The sequence below is a fragment of the Sulfurovum sp. genome (genome assembly GCF_015493435.1).
Classification (GTDB): domain Bacteria; phylum Campylobacterota; class Campylobacteria; order Campylobacterales; family Sulfurovaceae; genus Sulfurovum.
Genome location: NZ_WGDD01000008.1, coordinates 14201 through 32832, shown reverse-complemented (window position 1 = coordinate 32832; position 18632 = coordinate 14201). Strand labels below are relative to the sequence as shown.

At 43.1% G+C, this 18632-nt stretch carries 23 protein-coding genes; 3 read left to right on the top strand and 20 right to left on the bottom strand.

The window, feature by feature from the left end; translation table 11 throughout:
• On the bottom strand, positions 1-1050 hold a 1050-nt coding region (locus F8L24_RS01740; RefSeq protein WP_294951174.1), incomplete at its 3' end, for a hypothetical protein.
• 3 nt (positions 1051-1053) lie between these two features.
• Complete coding sequence (locus tag F8L24_RS01735) at positions 1054-1974, bottom strand: Ig-like domain-containing protein (RefSeq protein WP_294951173.1); 921 nt, start codon at positions 1972-1974, stop codon at positions 1054-1056.
• Positions 1975-2168: 194 nt separating this feature from the next.
• Here F8L24_RS01735 and F8L24_RS01730 point away from each other — a divergent pair, with 194 nt between their 5' ends.
• Positions 2169-2927, top strand: a complete 759-nt coding sequence (locus F8L24_RS01730; protein ID WP_294951172.1) for a pyrroline-5-carboxylate reductase — start codon at positions 2169-2171, stop codon at positions 2925-2927.
• On the opposite strand, the gene F8L24_RS01725 is transcribed toward F8L24_RS01730, so the two are convergent.
• From F8L24_RS01725 to tolB, 3 genes are read right to left on the bottom strand one after another with little or no spacing between them, the layout of a single operon-like run.
• Positions 2922-3758 (bottom strand): tetratricopeptide repeat protein, encoded by an 837-nt coding sequence (locus F8L24_RS01725; RefSeq protein ID WP_294951171.1) that lies wholly within the window; start codon positions 3756-3758, stop codon positions 2922-2924. The genes F8L24_RS01730 and F8L24_RS01725 overlap by 6 nt on opposite strands.
• Positions 3759-3770: 12 nt before the next feature.
• Complete coding sequence (locus F8L24_RS01720; protein ID WP_294951170.1) at positions 3771-4286, bottom strand: OmpA family protein; 516 nt, start codon at positions 4284-4286, stop codon at positions 3771-3773.
• Between the two features lie 19 nt (positions 4287-4305).
• Positions 4306-5544, bottom strand: a complete 1239-nt coding sequence (gene tolB / locus F8L24_RS01715) for a Tol-Pal system protein TolB (protein ID WP_294951169.1) — start codon at positions 5542-5544, stop codon at positions 4306-4308.
• Positions 5545-5699: 155 nt separating this feature from the next.
• Between tolB and amrA the strand changes: the two genes are divergently transcribed.
• Together amrA and amrB are read left to right on the top strand one after the other, a co-directional pair.
• Entirely contained in the window at positions 5700-6254 is a 555-nt protein-coding gene (amrA, locus tag F8L24_RS01710) for an AmmeMemoRadiSam system protein A (RefSeq protein WP_294951168.1), read from the top strand.
• A complete protein-coding gene (amrB, locus tag F8L24_RS01705; protein WP_294951167.1) occupies positions 6254-7060 on the top strand; it encodes an AmmeMemoRadiSam system protein B in 807 nt (268 codons plus the stop codon). Before amrA ends, amrB begins: the two co-directional genes overlap by 1 nt.
• Before the next feature lie 3 nt (positions 7061-7063).
• Here amrB and F8L24_RS01700 read toward each other — a convergent pair whose 3' ends face one another.
• From F8L24_RS01700 to proB, 15 genes are all read right to left on the bottom strand, one after another.
• Positions 7064-7861: a TonB C-terminal domain-containing protein gene (locus F8L24_RS01700; RefSeq protein WP_294951166.1), complete on the bottom strand. Its 798-nt coding sequence runs from the start codon at positions 7859-7861 to the stop codon at positions 7064-7066.
• Positions 7858-8244 carry a biopolymer transporter ExbD gene (locus F8L24_RS01695; protein ID WP_294951165.1) on the bottom strand — a complete coding sequence of 129 codons (387 nt, stop codon included), beginning with the start codon at positions 8242-8244 and terminating at the stop codon, positions 7858-7860. Before F8L24_RS01695 ends, F8L24_RS01700 begins: the two co-directional genes overlap by 4 nt.
• Before the next feature lie 3 nt (positions 8245-8247).
• On the bottom strand, positions 8248-8820 hold the full coding sequence (locus F8L24_RS01690) for a MotA/TolQ/ExbB proton channel family protein (protein ID WP_294951164.1): 573 nt from the start codon (positions 8818-8820) through the stop codon (positions 8248-8250).
• Positions 8821-9207: an ATP synthase F1 subunit epsilon gene (gene atpC, locus F8L24_RS01685; RefSeq protein WP_294951163.1), complete on the bottom strand. Its 387-nt coding sequence runs from the start codon at positions 9205-9207 to the stop codon at positions 8821-8823.
• A 29-nt stretch (positions 9208-9236) separates the two neighbouring features.
• Positions 9237-10637, bottom strand: coding sequence for a F0F1 ATP synthase subunit beta (atpD, locus tag F8L24_RS01680; RefSeq protein WP_294951162.1), 1401 nt, complete (start codon positions 10635-10637; stop codon positions 9237-9239).
• A 14-nt stretch (positions 10638-10651) separates the two neighbouring features.
• Positions 10652-11539, bottom strand: a complete 888-nt coding sequence (gene atpG, locus F8L24_RS01675; protein ID WP_294951161.1) for an ATP synthase F1 subunit gamma — start codon at positions 11537-11539, stop codon at positions 10652-10654.
• A gap of 12 nt (positions 11540-11551) precedes the next feature.
• Positions 11552-13066, bottom strand: a complete 1515-nt coding sequence (gene atpA / locus F8L24_RS01670) for a F0F1 ATP synthase subunit alpha (protein WP_294951160.1) — start codon at positions 13064-13066, stop codon at positions 11552-11554.
• A 24-nt stretch (positions 13067-13090) separates the two neighbouring features.
• Positions 13091-13618, bottom strand: a complete 528-nt coding sequence (locus F8L24_RS01665) for a F0F1 ATP synthase subunit delta (protein WP_294951159.1) — start codon at positions 13616-13618, stop codon at positions 13091-13093.
• Positions 13619-14167: a F0F1 ATP synthase subunit B gene (locus F8L24_RS01660; protein WP_294951158.1), complete on the bottom strand. Its 549-nt coding sequence runs from the start codon at positions 14165-14167 to the stop codon at positions 13619-13621. It abuts the gene before it with no gap.
• A gap of 16 nt (positions 14168-14183) precedes the next feature.
• Positions 14184-14606, bottom strand: a complete 423-nt coding sequence (locus F8L24_RS01655) for a F0F1 ATP synthase subunit B' (protein ID WP_294951157.1) — start codon at positions 14604-14606, stop codon at positions 14184-14186.
• Positions 14607-14668: 62 nt separating this feature from the next.
• Positions 14669-15541, bottom strand: a complete 873-nt coding sequence (locus F8L24_RS01650) for a ParB/RepB/Spo0J family partition protein (RefSeq protein WP_294951156.1) — start codon at positions 15539-15541, stop codon at positions 14669-14671.
• A gap of 1 nt (position 15542) precedes the next feature.
• Complete coding sequence (locus F8L24_RS01645; RefSeq protein ID WP_294951155.1) at positions 15543-16328, bottom strand: AAA family ATPase; 786 nt, start codon at positions 16326-16328, stop codon at positions 15543-15545.
• Positions 16325-16960: a biotin--[acetyl-CoA-carboxylase] ligase gene (locus F8L24_RS01640; RefSeq protein WP_294951154.1), complete on the bottom strand. Its 636-nt coding sequence runs from the start codon at positions 16958-16960 to the stop codon at positions 16325-16327. The genes F8L24_RS01645 and F8L24_RS01640 overlap by 4 nt, the downstream gene beginning before the upstream one ends.
• Complete coding sequence (gene fmt / locus F8L24_RS01635; RefSeq protein ID WP_294951153.1) at positions 16941-17855, bottom strand: methionyl-tRNA formyltransferase; 915 nt, start codon at positions 17853-17855, stop codon at positions 16941-16943. The genes F8L24_RS01640 and fmt overlap by 20 nt, the downstream gene beginning before the upstream one ends.
• Entirely contained in the window at positions 17855-18628 is a 774-nt protein-coding gene (gene proB, locus F8L24_RS01630; RefSeq protein ID WP_294951152.1) for a glutamate 5-kinase, read from the bottom strand. The genes fmt and proB overlap by 1 nt, the downstream gene beginning before the upstream one ends.
• Positions 18629-18632: the final 4 nt, after the last annotated feature.

Genomic DNA, 18632 nt, shown 5'->3' with positions numbered 1-18632 from the left:
CTTATCTACACGATACAGTTTGAACGACTTTGTATTAAAAGGCATCACCTTTTCCTTCATTTGTACCGAAGCATCAAACCTATGGGCTACTTCCACGGTAAAATCATCACAACTGTCACAATGGTTCGGTTGCTTTACGATTTTCCATTGACTTTGTAACCTATGCAATGCATCAAGTTTGGATTTGATTTGTGCAACTATAATTTTTTTAGCTTTGTTCGTTTGTAATGGTAAATTATCAAACGGATCTGCTTTTTTGGGAATAGGCTCTCCCATATAGAAGGTAAATGCATGTACATCAATCCCAGGATTGCCAAGAAGTGGAAGTTCATTTGGTATCCAAGTATCTTTATATATTTCACCTATATTCTTATCAAAAATATAATTTGATTCAGGTGCATCTACATTATTTCCAGTTGAAGCAGGTACTCTTTCCCATCCTATATTTCTAATGTCATTATGAATCATTCCTGACGTATATATACCAAGCCATGCTACAAAATCATTGTCCCATGATATAGGTTTTAATCCCGCCTTTATGGGTATCATTTGAGGCGAGGCAATACTAATGATATCCATATAATTTACCATCCAAAAATTATGATTATCGTTTCGTATATCCTGATATGCATCATAGGTAAAAAGATTTCCCTGAGAGTGTGCAACAATTAATACTTTGTGACCATTTTTTATACTTTCTTTATAGTGCTTGATTTGTAGATGTAAATCTCTTTTGTGTGCTGTATCCCAAAAGAAATCAATCAAATTGTCAATACCAAGTTTCTGCTCTAGTGATTCAAGAAAATCCAGAGGACCATGTGTAGAGTTGTAAGCTTCTTTTACTTTCCCAATTTGTTTGCTGAATTTGTCAAAATCTCCTTGGTAAGTATCAAATAAAATTGTTTTTCTTAAAAGATCAGTATTTGCCGAAGCATTTCCCTCATTGGTCAAAACTCCATTGGCAAAATAGACATCACTCAAACACTCATTGATAGATGCTGTTCCAAACACGGGAAACAGTACGATAAAAATCCATAGAAACCTTTTCATTATCTACTCCTCATACTTATGTGTATCAAAATCACAATAGGACTTCTCTTTATCTATATCGGGAAGTGGATAGGAATCACCACTAAGCCTTGTATCATATTCCCAGTAAATCTTTTTTCTATCATCAGTATTAAAATAATGGTTAAAAACTTTATCATCTATTCTCTCATTTACTAATAGTTTTTCGTTAAATAATTTGGCATAGTATCTATAATAAGATGTACATGTTTGGGCAGAGTTTACCTTTTCTCTGATCTCTTTTGCATCTTTTGGTCTTTCTAAAACGAGTTTAAAATCTCTTCCTGCCTGAAGTGCAATGTCTGTGTAAATCGGATGTTTGTCTTTATAATGAACTATCGCCCACCGTTCCACATCATCCCTGATCCCATTACGGTTAAAGTCAACCCCAAGCAGTGTTTTGTTATTTTTATCTTCATCGGGCTCGGGAGGGAGTTTGAAGCCGTTGATCACTTCAGGAACGTAGAAACGGTAGACAATGGGTTTGACGCGCATTCCCATACCGGGGCTCATTTTCATCAGATGCCTGAAAACCACTTCATAAAACCCTACTTCAAGCGGCTGGTTCGGGATAAAACGCAGGATGTTTTCATTTCGGTCGTAGATGACGGAGCCTTTGACGGTTTTGTTTTTGCTTCTTGAGATGCCAAACCCAAACATCCCCCATCTTTTCTTTTTACCCGTCAAACGCTTTAGCGTGACACTATGCATTGTACTCATGGGGTTGAGTGCTTCGTTAAAGACCGCTTCTATGGTGGTGTTGGCATCGGCTTCCGGTGATGCGGGTGCGGGGGTCAATGAATCAATGATGCTTTGGTCAGTCCCCTCTGACTTGGTAACATCGATCGTTTCTGCAAAGAGTAGTCCTGCAAGCAAAAACAGCAGTACACCTGTAAACTTTTTCATCTTTTCCTCCTCCTGTTTGAAAAATGTCTCCAAGTATAGCATAGTTCAAACGGGGGGGGGGAATTGATCTGGGTCAACAGACTCTAAAAAGGATTAAAAGTGATACTCCAAATTTTAATAGAAAAACATTCCACAATATATCCTGTATTTTGTGTTATAATCTAATTTATTAAAACTTAAGTGGGTAGTACAAGATGCAAACGATCACATTGATAGGGAACGGCACTATGGCCCTAAGCATTGCCAAAGGGCTTAAAGAAAAATATCATATAGAAGCTGTAGGCAGAAACAGGGAAAAACTCGATCAGTTTGAGTCTGATCTGAATAGCAAAATAGACAAATATCTCCTGAACGACTTTGACATAAGCGGCAAAACCGTCATACTTTGTGTCAAACCTGCCAATGTCGAAGAAGTAGGAAAACTGCTTAAGGGGAAAGCCCGAGTACTCGTCTCTGTACTCGCAGGAACGACGCTGGAAAAACTCAAAAAGCACATTAAAACAGAAGCCGTCGTCAGAGCCATGCCGAACCTTGCAGCAAGCATTGGTGCATCCATGACCACCCTGACCGGTGACCAGCATTTCAGGAAAGAAGCAGAATCACTGCTTGGCGCCGTAGGCGATACACTCTGGCTCGGCAGTGAAAAAGAGATAGATATTGCTACTGCACTGGCAGGTTCCGGCCCTGCCTACCTGGCACTTGTAGCCGAATCTTTGGCTGACGGTGCTGTCAAACAGGGTCTCAAACGAGAAGATGCCATGGCTGTCATGCGCGGACTTTTCAACGGATTTGGCACATTGATCCGGGAGATACACCCTGCACTGCTCAAAGATGCGGTGATGAGTCCCGGCGGTACAACGGCGGCAGGCTACGGTGCACTCGAAGAGGGAAATGTACGCTCTGCCTGCATAAATGCCATAGAAAAGGCATACATGAAAGCAACGGAGTTATAGTTTTTTTAAGTGCTCTTTTGCGATCCTTGCACTCTTCCTGCCCGGATAATTCTCAATAATATTTTTATAAAAAGCCCTTGCCTGTGCTTTGTCTCCGGTTTTTTCAAGGGAAACAGCAGTATGCAGCAGCAGAGTATCGATATAACTTGCCTGATCGTAAAGTCCGGCACTTTTTTTGAAATAGAAGATAGCATCGTCATACTTCCGGGTATAATAGGCGATCTCTCCGAGATAATAATTTGATGCTGCCGGCTTATAGCCTTTGGTATCGGTAATCGTAAAACGTTTTTTTGCTTCATTATAACGCTTTTTGAGAAAGAGCCTTACCCCTTCACTGTAGAGTTTGGATGACGAAGTATCTGCAAGCGAGCCACTCCCGCTGTCTGCTGCAGTATGCTTTTCTTTTTTCGGTACGGTATAGGTTCCTTTTGACTTGAGGATACGCTGTAGTTCTTCTTTGCTCACATAGTTGGCATTGATCTGATCGATCATGGCCCCAAGCTCTTTAAGCAGTTTTGTATTATCTGTGTTGGCAGTACCCTGTGCCGGCTGAAGTCTGCCGGGTGCCTGAAGTTCATTGACAGTAATACTCAACCCTTCCACGAGCGAAGCCAGTCCGTCCACACGCTCTTCAAGTTCGGCAATACGGCGTTTCAGACGGACAATATTATCCCGGTTCTGTGTAATGACCACTTTGGCAGGCGTACGGCCATGGCTTCGTTCAGGGGTATATGCGGACGGAGCATCCCGGTATCCGTAGACAGAAGGTTCTGCCCAAAGCATACCCGTAACTGCTATACCCACCCAAAAAGCATGTAAAGGAAACTTCATTTCTCTCATAGACTACCGTGCCAGACGAAGATCCACTCTTCTGTTACGTGCATAGCATCTGTCTGTCGGCGAAGAACAGACCGGATTGCTTTCTCCGTAACTTACAATGACCATTCTGCTGCTGTTCACACCTTCACTTGTCATGGCATCTTTCACCGCTTTGGCTCTTTTGAGTCCCAGTGCATAGTTATACTCATCGGTACCGAACTCATCACAGTTGCCTTCTACCTTGATCTTTCCGCTGGTTTGGGACGCTCTGGAAACATCTGCTGAAATTTTCTTCTGCATTGCAGCGGAAATACCGTAGTTGTCAAAACTAAAATAAACCGAAGTAAAACCGTCACTGCTGCTGTTGCCAAGACTTCCGCCGGCACCGCTTTCATTGACAGTAACGGTATCACCCGTGATCTCTGTCGCATCCGTAAAATTGTTCTTGCCTGTTGACGTTCCAAGTGTCGGTGCTGTCTGCCCGCATCCGACCAGAAATAATGCTGCGATCGTCGCTGCTGTCCATACTGTCTGTTTCATTTGTTCTATCCTTTTTAACTTACCAATCGATCGATTGTATCTTGCTGCCGTGCAGAGGGAAAAGCAGACTCTGCGAACTTTCGAGGTTGATATAACCTATCGATGAACTGCCGCCCCGCTGTTTGATGTAAAGTATGACCGAACCGTCTGTTGAAAAACGGGGAAACTGGTTGCTTCCCGTCGTCGTCAACGGCCGTGTCATTCCGCCGTTTGCCGATGTCAGATAGAGATTGAAACGGTTGTTCCCGAAAGCATTGCTGCTCTCTCTGCTTACATAAACGATCTTGTCACCGTAGGCATCAACCGCATTGTTGTTTCGGCCGTGAAATACAACCTGCTGTACAGCTTCGGAACGAATTGATTTTTTAAAAACATTCGCATATCCGAGACGGTTCGAAACAAATACAATACTGCTTTCGTCACCAAGATATTTACCGCTCACATCGATACCGTTGAACTTCGTCACACGTATCTTGGAACCGGTAAAGAGGCTCATTTCATATATATCCGCCTGCCCCTGCGGTGCCATCGTAAGAAGGATCTTTCCACCGTTGCTGCTGACATCGGAACAGATGATCATGCCTTCGGAAGAAGCGATCCTGCTTTTGGAACCCGTATAGATATTGATCTTATTCAATGTCGGTATCAAGCCGGCATAGGAAGTATAGTAAAAACTTTTTTGCGCTTTGTCAGCCCATTTCGGAAAAAGGTTCAGTCCTCCCCTGATAATAATCTTCTGGTAGGTAAATGTGTAGTCGGCAAGCAGTATTTCGCTTCTTTTGGGGGCAGTGTAGCGGGAAAACACCACATAACGGTTGATCCATCCTATATCCGGGTATTTCAACACACTGTTAATATCGTATACTGCTTTGTGTATGAGAAAAGGCATTTTTTTCACATTGCCGAGGGCATACCGTTTTTCAAAAAGCTGTGTACCGTCAGATGCTTTCAAAAGACGTATTTCCAATGCCGCACCGGACTGTACGGTATAGCGGTACTTGATAATATATTCTTTGCTTTTCAGACCTGGCGCAATGAAACTGCCGGAAAAATCACCTTTGCGAATATTGCTGTCTGCAAGAAAATGCCCGGATATCCTGAGATCGGAGAGCAATATCTTTGCAACTTGGCCGTTCGCTGCTGCTGAACCGTCCATTAAAGCCACACGGGAACGGTGTTCCACATCCTTTTCTATCTTCATCGATGCATCGACAGCAAAAAGATGAATGGAAAACAAGAGGATCAAAAGGTATCTCAAAATCAGTCCTTTGGCATATTACAGTGTAATAGTATTTGTTCTGCATTGTATCAAGGCAGACTTAAAATCTTCATTAATGAATATTAAGACAAAATAAAATCGATTTGGCGGTTATTGTTTTTATGATAAAATAAAAAAAAGAATGGAGGTTTCCTATGCATGATGTTCTAATAGGCCTGGCAAAGGCTGCCATACTGGTAGCACTCAACCAGCCTGAAAATTTTGACCTGGAAGGGGCCCTGAAACAGTATCCCCAACTCAAAGAAAATGGCGCTGTTTTTGTAACCATCAACAAAAGAGCCAACGATCAGCTGAGAGGATGTATCGGTTCTCTTCAGGCTTACCGTCCGTTATATAAAGATGTCATTGCAAATGCACAGTCCGCAGCACTGCATGATCCGCGTTTTCCGCCGCTTACCCCGGAAGAACTCAAAAACATCAAGATAGAAGTTTCCGTTCTCTCGGAACCGAAAGTCCTGCACTACAGTGACATCGATGACCTCAAAAAGAAAATTGTACCTATGAAAGACGGTATCGTGCTCAGACACGATGGCTATCAGGCAACCTATTTGCCTCAGGTCTGGGAACAGCTGCCTGATTTTGATGCTTTTTTCTCATCACTGTGCATGAAAGCCGGTTTGCCGGGTAACTGTCTCGACCTGCATCCGGAAATTCAAGTGTACCATGTCACAAAATATGAGGAAGAATAATGCCGCAAAGCATCCGAAAAGCAGCGGTAGCAGGCTCTTTCTATCCGGCAAAATGTCAGGAAATCGAAGTCTATTTTCAACAGTTCAACCGGGAATTCAACAGGATCAATATCTCCAAAGCACTGGACAGTATCAAACCAAGAGCGATCATTGTTCCCCATGCAGGCTATATTTACAGCGGTTTTACCGCCAATTTTGCCTACCGGTTTCTCAACCACAGTGCTCCAAAACGCATTATTGTCATCGGTCCGAGTCATCATTACTATTTCAAAGGAATTTCCGCAAGCCATTTCGAGTCATTCCAAACGCCCTGCGGCAACATTGAAATAGACACACCCTATCTTTTTGCACTTGCCAAAGAATTCAACATCGGTTTTGTTCCACAGGCACATAAGAAAGAACACTCGACCGAAGTACAAATGCCTTTTATACAGCATTATTTCCCCCTCGCAAAAGTGATTGAACTTATATACGGCGATTTTTCAGCAGACAAACTCGCCATTATTGTCACGGCACTGCTCCGCAACCCTGACAATGCCGTTGTTATCAGTTCAGATCTGAGCCATTTCTATACACAGAAAAAAGCAGAAAAACTGGACAGACACTGCCTCCAGGCAGTGGCAGACCTTGATGTACAAGAGTTGAAGAGCGGATGTGAAGCCTGCGGTTTCACAGGGATAGAAGCAATGATCATAGCAGCAGGAAAACTGGGACTCCACTCCAAACTTCTGGACTACAGAACTTCCAAAGAGAGTACAGGCGACAGCCACTCTGTTGTCGGTTATATGTCGGCAATGTTTTATTAGAGATCAGTCTTTTGCAATGAACTCTGCTTCAAATTTATAGGTACGTCCTGCATTGTGCGGGCCGAACCCCAATATCTGAAGCTGCTCAAGAAATTCTTTGAGACCCTGGTTAAAGGCAGGAATACTGGACTGGGAAACGATTTTGAACTCAAAATGCCCGCTGGGTTTGATAGAGAGGATCACTTTGGCTTTTTCCCCGGCAAAATCGCTTTGTGCGGGCCACTCCTCCAGCATACGCTGTACTTTGGCAAAGTAGGCATTCTCTACACCCCTGTCACTTTTATTGTGTGCCTTCAGTGATGCATCAATACGCTCGCTGGCACTCATATCAGTGACTTTGATCAAATCATTTTTGGGTTTGCTTTCTATAGGTTTGTCAGAAACTTTGATCAGCAGTTTCTTCTTTTTTGCTGTTTTTATATTTTTAAAAAGATCTCTCGCTTTGTTTTTCGGTTTGCTAAGGTTCTGGTCTTTTTTCCTGACAGTTTTCTTCCTGACAATTTTCTTTTTAATCCTTTTTTCTTTAATCACTTTCTTTTTGGTTTTTGGTTTTTGCTTCGGTTTGGTTTTCATCCTGTGTTTAGACTTGATACTGGACTTTTTTTTCACCTTTTTTTTGGATGAAGTTACCTTTTTGGGTGCCGAAAGTGCTACCTGTATACGTTTTTCATTTTTTTTGACAAAGTGTTTGCTCCTGTCTTCATTTCGGGTATTGAAATAAAAAATAAGCAAACCGACAATCACAAAATATACTGCAAACGCCAGAATACCTGATATAACTGTCGAAGAATGTTTGATCATAATGTAATAAGAGAGACCTTCTCAAAGCCTGCTGCCTTGACACTTTTGAGCAGGTACATGACATCTTTGTACCTGAGCCGCTCATCTGCACGAATATACACTTCGGAATTCTTATTCATCCTGGCCGACTTGTTGACAAAATCGTCTGCAAACGTATCAAGCGAATAGGTATCGTTATTCAAGTAAATCTTACGTTTTTTGTCCATGCGTATCGTAATGGTCTTCGGTTTGGTAACCTTAACCGTTTTCGAACCTTGAGGAAGATCGATCTGCTCCTGAAAATTGATCGTAGGTGCTGTGATCATCAGGATCGCCATCAGCACCAGCATGACATCTACCAGCGGCGTAATATTCAGATCCGGATTGTCATCCCATGAGAACATATGCTACTCCTCCGTCTGGGAGAGAATAACTTCAGATTGGGAAGAGAGTAAAGAACTCAGTTCATATGCTTTACGTTTCAGTATCAGGTGGAAAGTGTAGGCAAAAATAGCCACAGCAATGCCCGCGGCTGTAGCGATAAGTGCCTCAGAGATCGCCGGTGCAACGACGGAAAGTGAGGCTGTCGACTGTCCGCTCAGTTTTGAAAAAGTTTCCAGTATCCCGATCACTGTACCGAAAAGCCCGATAAACGGTGAAGTTGATGCAATGATGGAAAGCCAGGTAAGTCCTTTGGTCGAAACGCGTATCGCATCGGAGGATGCCGCTTCGAGTATAGCTTTGTTCGGGGTGTTGACACGGCTCAGATAAGTAAAAATAAGTGAATTGCTCAACACTGATTTTGACTGGCCTGAATAAAGTGCTTTGAGAGATTTTGCTTCTGATTTTATACGGGAATTCAAAATATAGTATCTGTCCAGAAATACCCAGAAAGTGATAATGAAGTAAGCGGAAAGCAGCAGCAGTACGAAAAGTGTTATCGCACTGCTGCTAATGAAATAATCCAGGAGAGAGCCCAATTAGAAAGACTTTCCGATCTGCTCAACTTTGCTGACCGCAGATGCGATCGCAATGCTTGAAGATTCTGCTTTTTTAAGAAGTTCTTTCGCCTCTTCAAGTGCTTTGGAAAGGTTGCTGTCCTCTCCAGAGAGAGCCACTGCACCGTCTACAATGCAGGTTGTTTTCTCTTCATCTACTTTTACATAACCGGAGTTGATGGCAACAGCCACTTCGCTTCCGTCCGCTTTTTCAATAACGATAATACCTGCATCCAGCAGTGAAACCAGGGTAGCGTGTTTTGGCAGAACACCAAATTCGCCTTCTGACCCCGGAAGCGTTACCTGTTTGACTTCATCATCGAAAATCACACCGTTGGGTGTAACGATTTCAAGCTTCATTAGTTCCATAATTATCCTTTGTCAGACAAGAACTAAGCTTACTTAGCGTTGATCTTATCGTTTTTCGCAACAGCCTCAGCCATATTTCCTACCATGTAGAATGCCGCTTCGTTCATGTCGTCATATTTACCTTCAAGAAGACCTTTAAATCCTTCAATGGTGTCTTCAAGTGTAACATACACCCCTGGAGAACCTGTAAATACTTCAGCAACGTGGAATGGCTGTGAAAGATATTTTTCGATCTTTCTTGCTCTTTCAACAACAAGTTTGTCATCTTCCGAAAGTTCATCCATACCGAGAATCGCAATAATATCCTGAAGATCTTTGTATTTCTGAAGGATCTGCTGCACACCGCGTGCCACATTGTAGTGTTCTTCACCGACAATCTGAGGATCGAGCATTCTTGAGGTTGAATCCAATGGATCCACTGCCGGGTAAATACCTTTTTCAGCGATCGATCTGTTCAGAACCGTTGTTGCATCCAAGTGTGCAAATACAGAAGCAGGAGCCGGGTCGGTCAAGTCATCCGCAGGAACGTATACTGCCTGCACAGAAGTAATAGAACCTTTTGTTGTTGATGTAATTCGCTCCTGAAGTGCACCCATTTCTCTTGAAAGTGTCGGCTGGTAACCAACCGCTGAAGGGATACGTCCAAGAAGCGCAGACATTTCTGAACCTGACTGTGCAAAACGGAAAATGTTGTCGATGAACATAAGAACATCAAGTCCCATCTCGTCACGGAAGTACTCAGCCATTGTAAGACCGGTAAGTGCGATTCTGTTTCTTGCTCCCGGAGGTTCACTCATTTGACCATAGCAGAGTGCCACTTTGTCAAGTACGTTCGATTCTTTCATTTCGTAGTAAAGGTCGTTACCTTCACGTGTTCTTTCACCAACACCTGCAAATACAGAATAACCGCTGTGTTTCATTGCAACGTTGTTGATGAGCTCCATGATGATGACTGTCTTACCGACACCCGCACCACCGAAAAGTCCGACTTTACCACCTTTTGAATAGGGTGCAAGAAGGTCAACAACTTTAATACCTGTTTCAAAAACTTCTGTTTTCGTACTCTGGTCTTCAAATGGAGGAGGATCTCTGTGAATAGACCAGAATTCTGTCGCATTCACATCACCCGCTTCATCGATCGCTTCACCGATAACGTTAAAGATACGTCCGAGAACAGGCTCGCCGACCGGTACTTTGATTGAATCACCGGTTGCTTTGACTTCCTGGCCTCTTACGACACCTTCACTCATATCCATTGCAATGGTTCTCACTCTGTTGTCACCAAGCTGTGCCGCTACTTCCAATACCAATCTGTGTTCTTTACCGTCAAGTGAAAAGGTTGTCTCCAACGCTTCGTTGATCTCCGGTAGATAGTCTGTAAAATCCACATCGATAACTGGACCTAAGACTTGTACTATTTTACCTGTCATTTCTTCTCCTCTAATTATTTCATTGATTCCATACCACTGATGATCTCAATGAGCTCAGTCGTAATCGCTTCTTGTCGTGCTTTGTTGTATTTGACGTTCAGTGTCTTCACCATCTCTTTTGCATTCTTCGTTGCTGCATCCATTGCCTGCATACGTGCCGAGTGTTCAGCAGCAAGTGAATCAATAAGAGCATAGTAAATACTGTATTCTACATATCTTTTTACCAGTGCATCAAGCAGGGTATCATCATCATCCGGTTCCACTTCCATCTCTGAAGTCGAAACAGTGCTGAGTTCAAGTTTTGACGTGTCAACCGGCAGGACCTGATCTTGTCTGATCTCTTGAGAAATCATATTGACATATCCGTTATGTACAAGAACGATTCTGTCTGTTTCACCATTGACATACGACTCAACTACCTCTGCAATAAATTCCGAAGACTGCTTGTAATCCGGTGCCGCACTCAAACCGACGATTTCATTATTCAGCTCAACACCGTTGAACTTGAAATAGTCAATACCTTTTCGGCCCACGGCTCTAAGTCTTACTTTAATGCCTTGTCCCTGATATTCTGCGATCAACTGGTTGATTCTTTTGATTGTTTGTGAATTAAACCCGCCGCAAAGCCCTTTGTCCGCAGTAATGAAGACAATGTCAATTTTTTTAGGCGTATCATTCGCCTGAAAAAATATATTGTCAAGACCTTCTGCACTTGCGTTCTGCATTTTCTGAGCGATCTCTTCAATAAGTTCAGTCAGTTTTGCTGCATAGACTCTCGATCTTCTTGCAAGTTCTTCTGTTCTTTTCAGTTTTGCAGAAGAGACAAGCTTCATGGCGTTAGTCGTCTTTTGTGTATTTTTTACACTGCTGATCTTACGCTTAATTTCTTTTAAATTAGCCATAACTAGCCTTTCTTATCCAACGAATGACGTTTTGAAGTCTTCGATAGCTTTTCTCAGTTGCGCATCCGTTTCATCAGAGATCTTCTTCTCATTTCTGATCGCATCAAGTATAGACGAATATTTTGCTTCCATGAACGGCATAAGCTCTGCTTCGAACTTGGTAACAGAACTTGCTGCAATATCATCCAGGTATCCGTTGGCACCGGCAAAGATGATCACAACCTGCTTTTCAACCGGTACGGGAGAATAAGGCCCCTGCTTCAGAACCTCAACCATTCTCTGTCCGCGCTCGAGCTGACTTCTGGTATAGTCATCAAGATCGGATGCGAACTGTGCAAACGCCTGAAGCTCTCTGAACGAAGCGAGGTCAAGTCTCAGTGTACCTGAAACCTGTTTTGTCGCTTTAATTTGTGCTGCACCACCGACTCTTGATACAGAAAGACCAACATTGATCGCCGGTCTGATACCAGAGTTGAAAAGATCAGTTTCAAGGAAGATCTGGCCATCCGTAATCGAAATAACGTTCGTAGGAATATATGCTGCAACATCACCCGCCTGAGTCTCAATGATAGGGAATGCCGTAATAGATCCTGCACCCAATGCATCTGAAAGTTTTGCCGCTCTTTCAAGCAGTCTTGAGTGAAGATAGAAAACATCACCGGGATATGCCTCACGACCCGGAGGACGTCTGAGGATCAGTGACATTTCTCTATAGGCTACCGCATGCTTGGAAAGATCATCATAGAAGATCACCGCATGTCTGCCGTTATCTCTGAAGTATTCAGCCATAGTAACACCGGCATACGGCGCAAGGAACTGAAGTGCCGCAGAGTCTGCCGCACCGGCATTGACTATGATCGTATAATCCATTGCACCATACTCTTCAAGCTTTTTAACGGTTGCTGCAACCGTTGACTGCTTCTGACCGATAGCCACATAAATACAGACAACATCCTGACCCTTCTGGTTAATGATCGTATCGATCGCCAATGTTGTTTTACCTGTTTGTCTGTCACCGATGATAAGCTCTCTCTGACCTCTACCTACTGGTACAAGAGCATCGATCGCCTTGATACCTGTTTGAAGCGGTTCATGAACTGATTTTCTTGCCATGATACCGGGTGCTTTTTCTTCGATGAATCTATGTTCTGCCGCTTCAACTATCCCTTTGCCGTCAATAGGTTCACCGAGCGGATTGACCACTCTTCCCATAAGACCGTCACCGACAGGTGTTTTGAGAAGCTCTCCGGCTCTCTTCACGCTCATTCCCTCTTTGATACCGGCACTTGTTCCAAGAACAACTACACCGACATTCGCTTCTTCAAGGTTAAGGACCAAGCCTTTTGCACCGTTGTCGAATTCTACAACCTCTCCTGCCATAACATTGTTAAGACCATATACGGTTGTAATACCATCCGCGATACCTACTACTTTACCTACTTCATTGATGTCGACATCAATCTCAAAGTTCTCTATTCTTTCTTTGATGATCGAACTAATCTCATCTGCTTGCAATTTTACTGCCACTGATACTCCTTTACTGTTAGATAACTACAGAGATTTCTTAATGAAATCAATGAGTTGTTCTTTAACTCTCTGCTTGGAGAAGTTAACCTCAATACCCAAATCATCAACTGAAACACGCAATCCGTCAAGATCTGTCTGTTCCTGCTTTAGCTTGATCTTCGACCCGGTATATGTTTCGAGTGTCTTCTCAAGTTTTGCAAGTTCCCCGTCTTCAAGTTTTGTACTGCTTTTCAATACACCTTCATACTGATTGGACTCTTTTTGAAGATCTGCATTGAGTACCTTCGCAATGGCCGGGATCAGGTCAAGTCTTTTATTTTCACCGAGAATTCTGATAAAGTTAATCAATTTTGTATCTTCATTCTCACCCAGAGCAGAAAGGATCATTTCTGTTTTTTTCTCAGCCGATACGATTGGAGAAGTCAGAACTTCATGAATCTCAGGCACCAGGACCGCTTCAGTCAATACATTCAATATTTCTACTGTACCCTTGACATCGTTGCTTACAGAAGAAAGTGCTGTTGCATAACGTTTTGCTATTAATTCTTCCATTTACGCCACCTTCTTAGAAATGATGTCAACTATTTTGGATTCATCAAGCGCAATATCGTCAGTCGTAATATTTTCAGAAAGAACTTCGTCAATCACTTCTCTTGCAGCTTTTCTCTCTTCAAGCGCAGTTTTTTCAGCAAACTGTTTTTCAAGAACCTCGAGCTCGTTTACAGAAGCGTCAGCGATCTTTTCAGCAAGGATCTTTGCTTCAAGTTTCGCATCTTCAATAATCTCTGCTGCCTTGTTTGCACTTTCTTCCAAACGGGCCTGGGCTTCTCTCTTTTCATCTTTTGCTGCCTGAAGCTTGCTTTCAATTTCTTTCAGCTGTCCCGCAATACCTTCTCTTCTATCTTTAAAAAAGTTTTTGATAGGATTGGCAACAAGATAATAGAGGATCAAAGCAAAGATCGTAAAGTTGATCACCCTTGGCCAAAAATCACTCTCTCTCCCCGTCTGAGTAAAATAACGAGATACTTCACCGCTCTCATGTCCGCTTGCCAAAAGAATAGCAGGCAACAAGAGTAAAGCGAACAGTGCTAATTTTTTCATATTCATCCCCTTTTTCTTATAGTTTGCTAAACTTGGCTTTTAGGCTCTCTTTGAACAGAGGCACTTGTGAAAGTAAAGAATTTTTGAGATTCTCTTTGTCAGCAGCCAACTTCTCAGTGAAGTTTTTGTACTTTTTATTCAACTCTTCTTGCTTCGCTTCAACTTTACTTGCCGCCAATGATTTCTCTTCATCGATCGCTTTCTGTCTTATCGCTGCAGCTTCAGCTTTGGCATTGTCAATGTTTTCCGCTGCCTGGGCATTGAGTTCATCACTGTTACCGCTGAGTCCTTTTGCTGCTTCTAAATCTTTTGCTATAGAGCGGTCTCTGTCATCCATAAACTTAACAAGAGGCTGGAATAGCATATTATTTAAAAGAACAAGAAGGATCAGGAATAACACTAGGACGAACAACATCAATGGTAAATGTATGTCAAGCATTCAAACTCCTCATGTAATTTCGCATTATTTTATCATTTTGGAGATGAGATGCTGGTTAAAATTCAGTCTTTTTTGAGGAATGTTAAAAAGTTTTCAATATCTTTTTCATTAGCAAAACTTATCTCAATGCTCCTGGCTTTGACTTTATGCTCAAACGGAAGGCATTGTTTCAATGTTTTTTTATATTTTTCAAGCAGGTTCGTCTGCCTGTTCCTGGCAGAAAGGTCCATTCCATTTTTTTTATGGTGCTTCACCATCTTCTCCGTATCACGAACAGAAAGTTTCTGCCCTATAATACTGTCAATAATGATCTTTTGCTTTTTTTCGTCAAGGCCTGTCAGAATTTTCGCATGTCCCTGGGAGATCTTGCCGGATGCCACCTTTTTCTGTGCATAGGCAGAGAGTGAAAGCAGACGCATGGTATTGGTGATCTGGGAACGGCTTTTATGGACGATGGAAGAAAGCTCATCATGCGTGATATTGTGCACTTCGATCAGTTCGGCATAAGAGTTCGCCAGCTCGATGGCATTGAGATTTTCTCTCTGGATATTTTCAATAAGTGCAAGTTCTCTCAATCTTGCTTCATCAATATTGACATTGGCAATGATCGACTTGATGGTTGCAAGTTTTGCCAGTTTATGGGCACGCAGACGACGCTCCCCGGCAATCAGCAGATATCCGTTCTCTTTCTCTATGACAACAATAGGCTGCAGCAGTCCATGCTCTTTGACCGACCGGCTCAGCTCTTTGAGCGCCTCTTCGTCAAAATGTTTACGCGGCTGAAAAGGATTGGGAGAAATGTCTTCAACAGACAGTTCTTCCACCCGTATGCCCTGCGCTTCAAGCTCCCTGCTGTCAATACTGCTCAAGTCTTCTTTTTCGTATGCTTCTTCCACTTCGGAGAGTATCTCTCCCAATCCTCTGCCCAACGCCATATTAACCTCTTACGATCACGGTTGCAAGATCACGATAGGCCAGAGAACCCTTTGAATTTACGGCATAATGTGTAACAGGTTTTCCAAAGCTCGGAGATTCTGCTATCTTGACATTGCGCGGTATGACAATGCATTCCTGGCCTTTTCTCATATGAAAAAGTTTGTCTTTGAAATGATAGCTCAGATCAGCCAGTACCTGCTTGGAGAGATTATTCTGCTTGGAGTACATTGTCGGCAGAAAACCTTTTATTTTCAGTTTGGGATTGATGGTCTTTTTCAGAAGACTGACAGTGTTTAAAAGCTGTGCCAGTCCTTCCAGGGCAAAAAATTCACACTGAATAGGAATAATGACAGAATCCGAAGCACTCAAGGCATTGATCGTAATAGGACCGAGTGCCGGAGGGGAGTCAATAATGACATAGTCATATTTTTTGGAAATCTCTTTGATCTTCTCTTTAAGGATCAGTTCCCTGTTTTTCTTTCTGCTGTTGTAAAACTCTTTTTCAATACCGACAAGACCGATATTGGACGGAACAAGGTCAAGTTTTTTGATCTGTGACTTCAGGATCACTTCAGAGATCTTTTTGCTTCCTATCAGCACATGGTAAATATTGTATTCATAGTCATTTCTATTAAAGCCGAGGCTTGTTGTCGCATTGGACTGGGGGTCAATATCCAACAGCAGTACTTTTTTGCCTTTTTCAGCTAAGGATGCAGCAAGGTTCACGGCTGTCGTCGTCTTTCCTACCCCGCCTTTCTGATTGGCTATACTGATCACCTCGCTCATCGTAGACTATACACCTTTTTTCCCCCTATAATCAAAGAGCCATCATCGCACAAAGCGGCATCTGCAAGGCTCTTTCTCTCGTTTTCAATATGGACTGAAAAACGTTTGCTTAATTCAAATTCTATCTGATATTCGCTAAAAACCTGCTTCCATTTTGGAAATTCAGAAAGGCTTTCTATGTACTTATGAAGAAGATCTTCCGGGCTTATGGCGGACTGCAGGGAAGTGTAGCCGTTTTGGGATTTTTTCAAATTGATCCCGATACCGCATACCAGCATATTGTCTATTTTTTTGGTGATCGTTCCCCCGACTTTCCCCTCATTCAGATAAAAATCGTTGGGCCATTTAAGCCAGACTTTTTCACCCAGTGCTTCCAGGGTTTTTTTCATGATGAATGAAAAATAGATGGAAGAGGAAGAGAGCGGAAGGTCATCGGGAAGCTCGTGTATCGACATAGCTATGGAAGCAAAAAAATTCCCTTTTCCGCCGCTCCATTCGTTATCACGGCTTCCGATACCGGAACTCTGCTCCATCGCAATGACCGCAACAGGCACCTGAAGCTGCCCGGTTTCAAGTTGTTCTACAAGGTATTTCTGTGTCGAGGGAAGACAGTTAAAGGATAGGATCTCCAACGTTCTTCCCTCTCCCCACACAATAGGCTTTGGCTGTCATCGCTTTTTTGGACGCCGGCTGCAGGATACCGATCTTCAAGGCACCTTTAGTGCACCCGACAATGACACTTTCATCCTCAAAAGAGCATATTTCTCCTGCATGGTGCACTGTGTTACTATCGACCAGTGTCAGCGCATCGAACTTTGTCCCGTTGGCCGCGAAAATACCCGGCCATCCTTCAAATGCGCGGTATTTGTTGTAAATGATCCCGGCATTTTCAAAACCGATCTCCCCGTCACTCTTTTTGATCTTTTTGCAAAGCGTTGCTTTACTTTCATCCTGCACTTCAGGCGTGATCTTTTCAAAGTTGCGCACAGTACTCAGTGTCAGCATACAGGCATCCCTCGTCAACTGTTCCATCAAAGCGAACAGGCGCATCTCTTTGGGAATGATAAATTCGATCTTTCCCAGCATTGGTCCCGTATCGAGCCCCGCTTCCATCAACATCGATGTCACACCGGTCTTCTCATCACCGTTTAACAGTGACTGCTGGACCGGTGAGGCACCACGGTATTGCGGCAGCAGAGAGGCATGCAAATTGATGCAGGGAGCGATGTCAAGAATGGCTTGAGGCAGTATCTGCCCGAATGCCGCTACGATGATGAAGTCGGGATTCTGGTTTTGAATGGCTTCTTCGATTCCCTCTTCACTCAAACGGCTGGGCTGAAGTACTTCGATACCCTGCTCCTGTGCCAACACTTTTACCGGCGGAGGTGTCAATATCTTTTTGCGCCCTACCGGACGGTCCGGCTGGGTCAGAACAAGGCTGAGATCCATATCATCCGCATCGATCAGTGTTTGAAGTATCTCTCTGGCATAATGGGGTGTTCCCATATAAACTATTTTGTATCCCATTATGCTTCCTTCTGTGAAGTAAAGAGTGTTCCGCCATGATGCTCTCCGTCAATTAAAAAAGCCCTTGCATCGGAAAGGTCAAATCCGCTGGCAAGGAACATTTTCCTGCCGTGTTTCATAAGAAAATCGGCTGATTGCAGTTTGGTGACAATACCACCTGTAGCGAATTCGTTGCTGGGGGTATGTTCAGCTTCCAGTTCTTCTGAAGAGAGATGGGTGACTACCGCCCTTCGTTCAGCATCATCATATCTGTTTGGATCCTTGTCATAAAAAGCATCAATATCGGAAAGTATCACCAGCATCTGTGTATCGAAATAATGCGCGACATGAGCTGAGAGCCTGTCATTGTCACCAAATACCAACTCCTCGATGCTTACGGTATCGTTTTCATTAATGATCGGTACGACACCATTTGCCAAGAGTGTATCTACCGCTATTTTTGCATGGGCAGTTGCTTTACGAGAATCAAACACATCTGCACTCAAAAGAATCTGGGAACAGAGAATATTGTACTGTGCAAATTTTTCCTGATACATTTTCAAAAGCAACGGCTGACCAATGGCAGCCAGCGCCTGTTTATTGGCTACTTTCTTCCTGTCCAAAGCCAGTTGGGTATATCCGGCCGCTACTGCACCGGAAGACACAAGGATCACTTCATATTTCTGAGTCTTCAGTTCAGAGATGAGAGCAACCAGTGCCATCATTCTCTCTCTGGCAATACGTCCATCTTCTGTTAGCACATGAGAACCCACTTTGATCACAATTTTTTTCATTTTA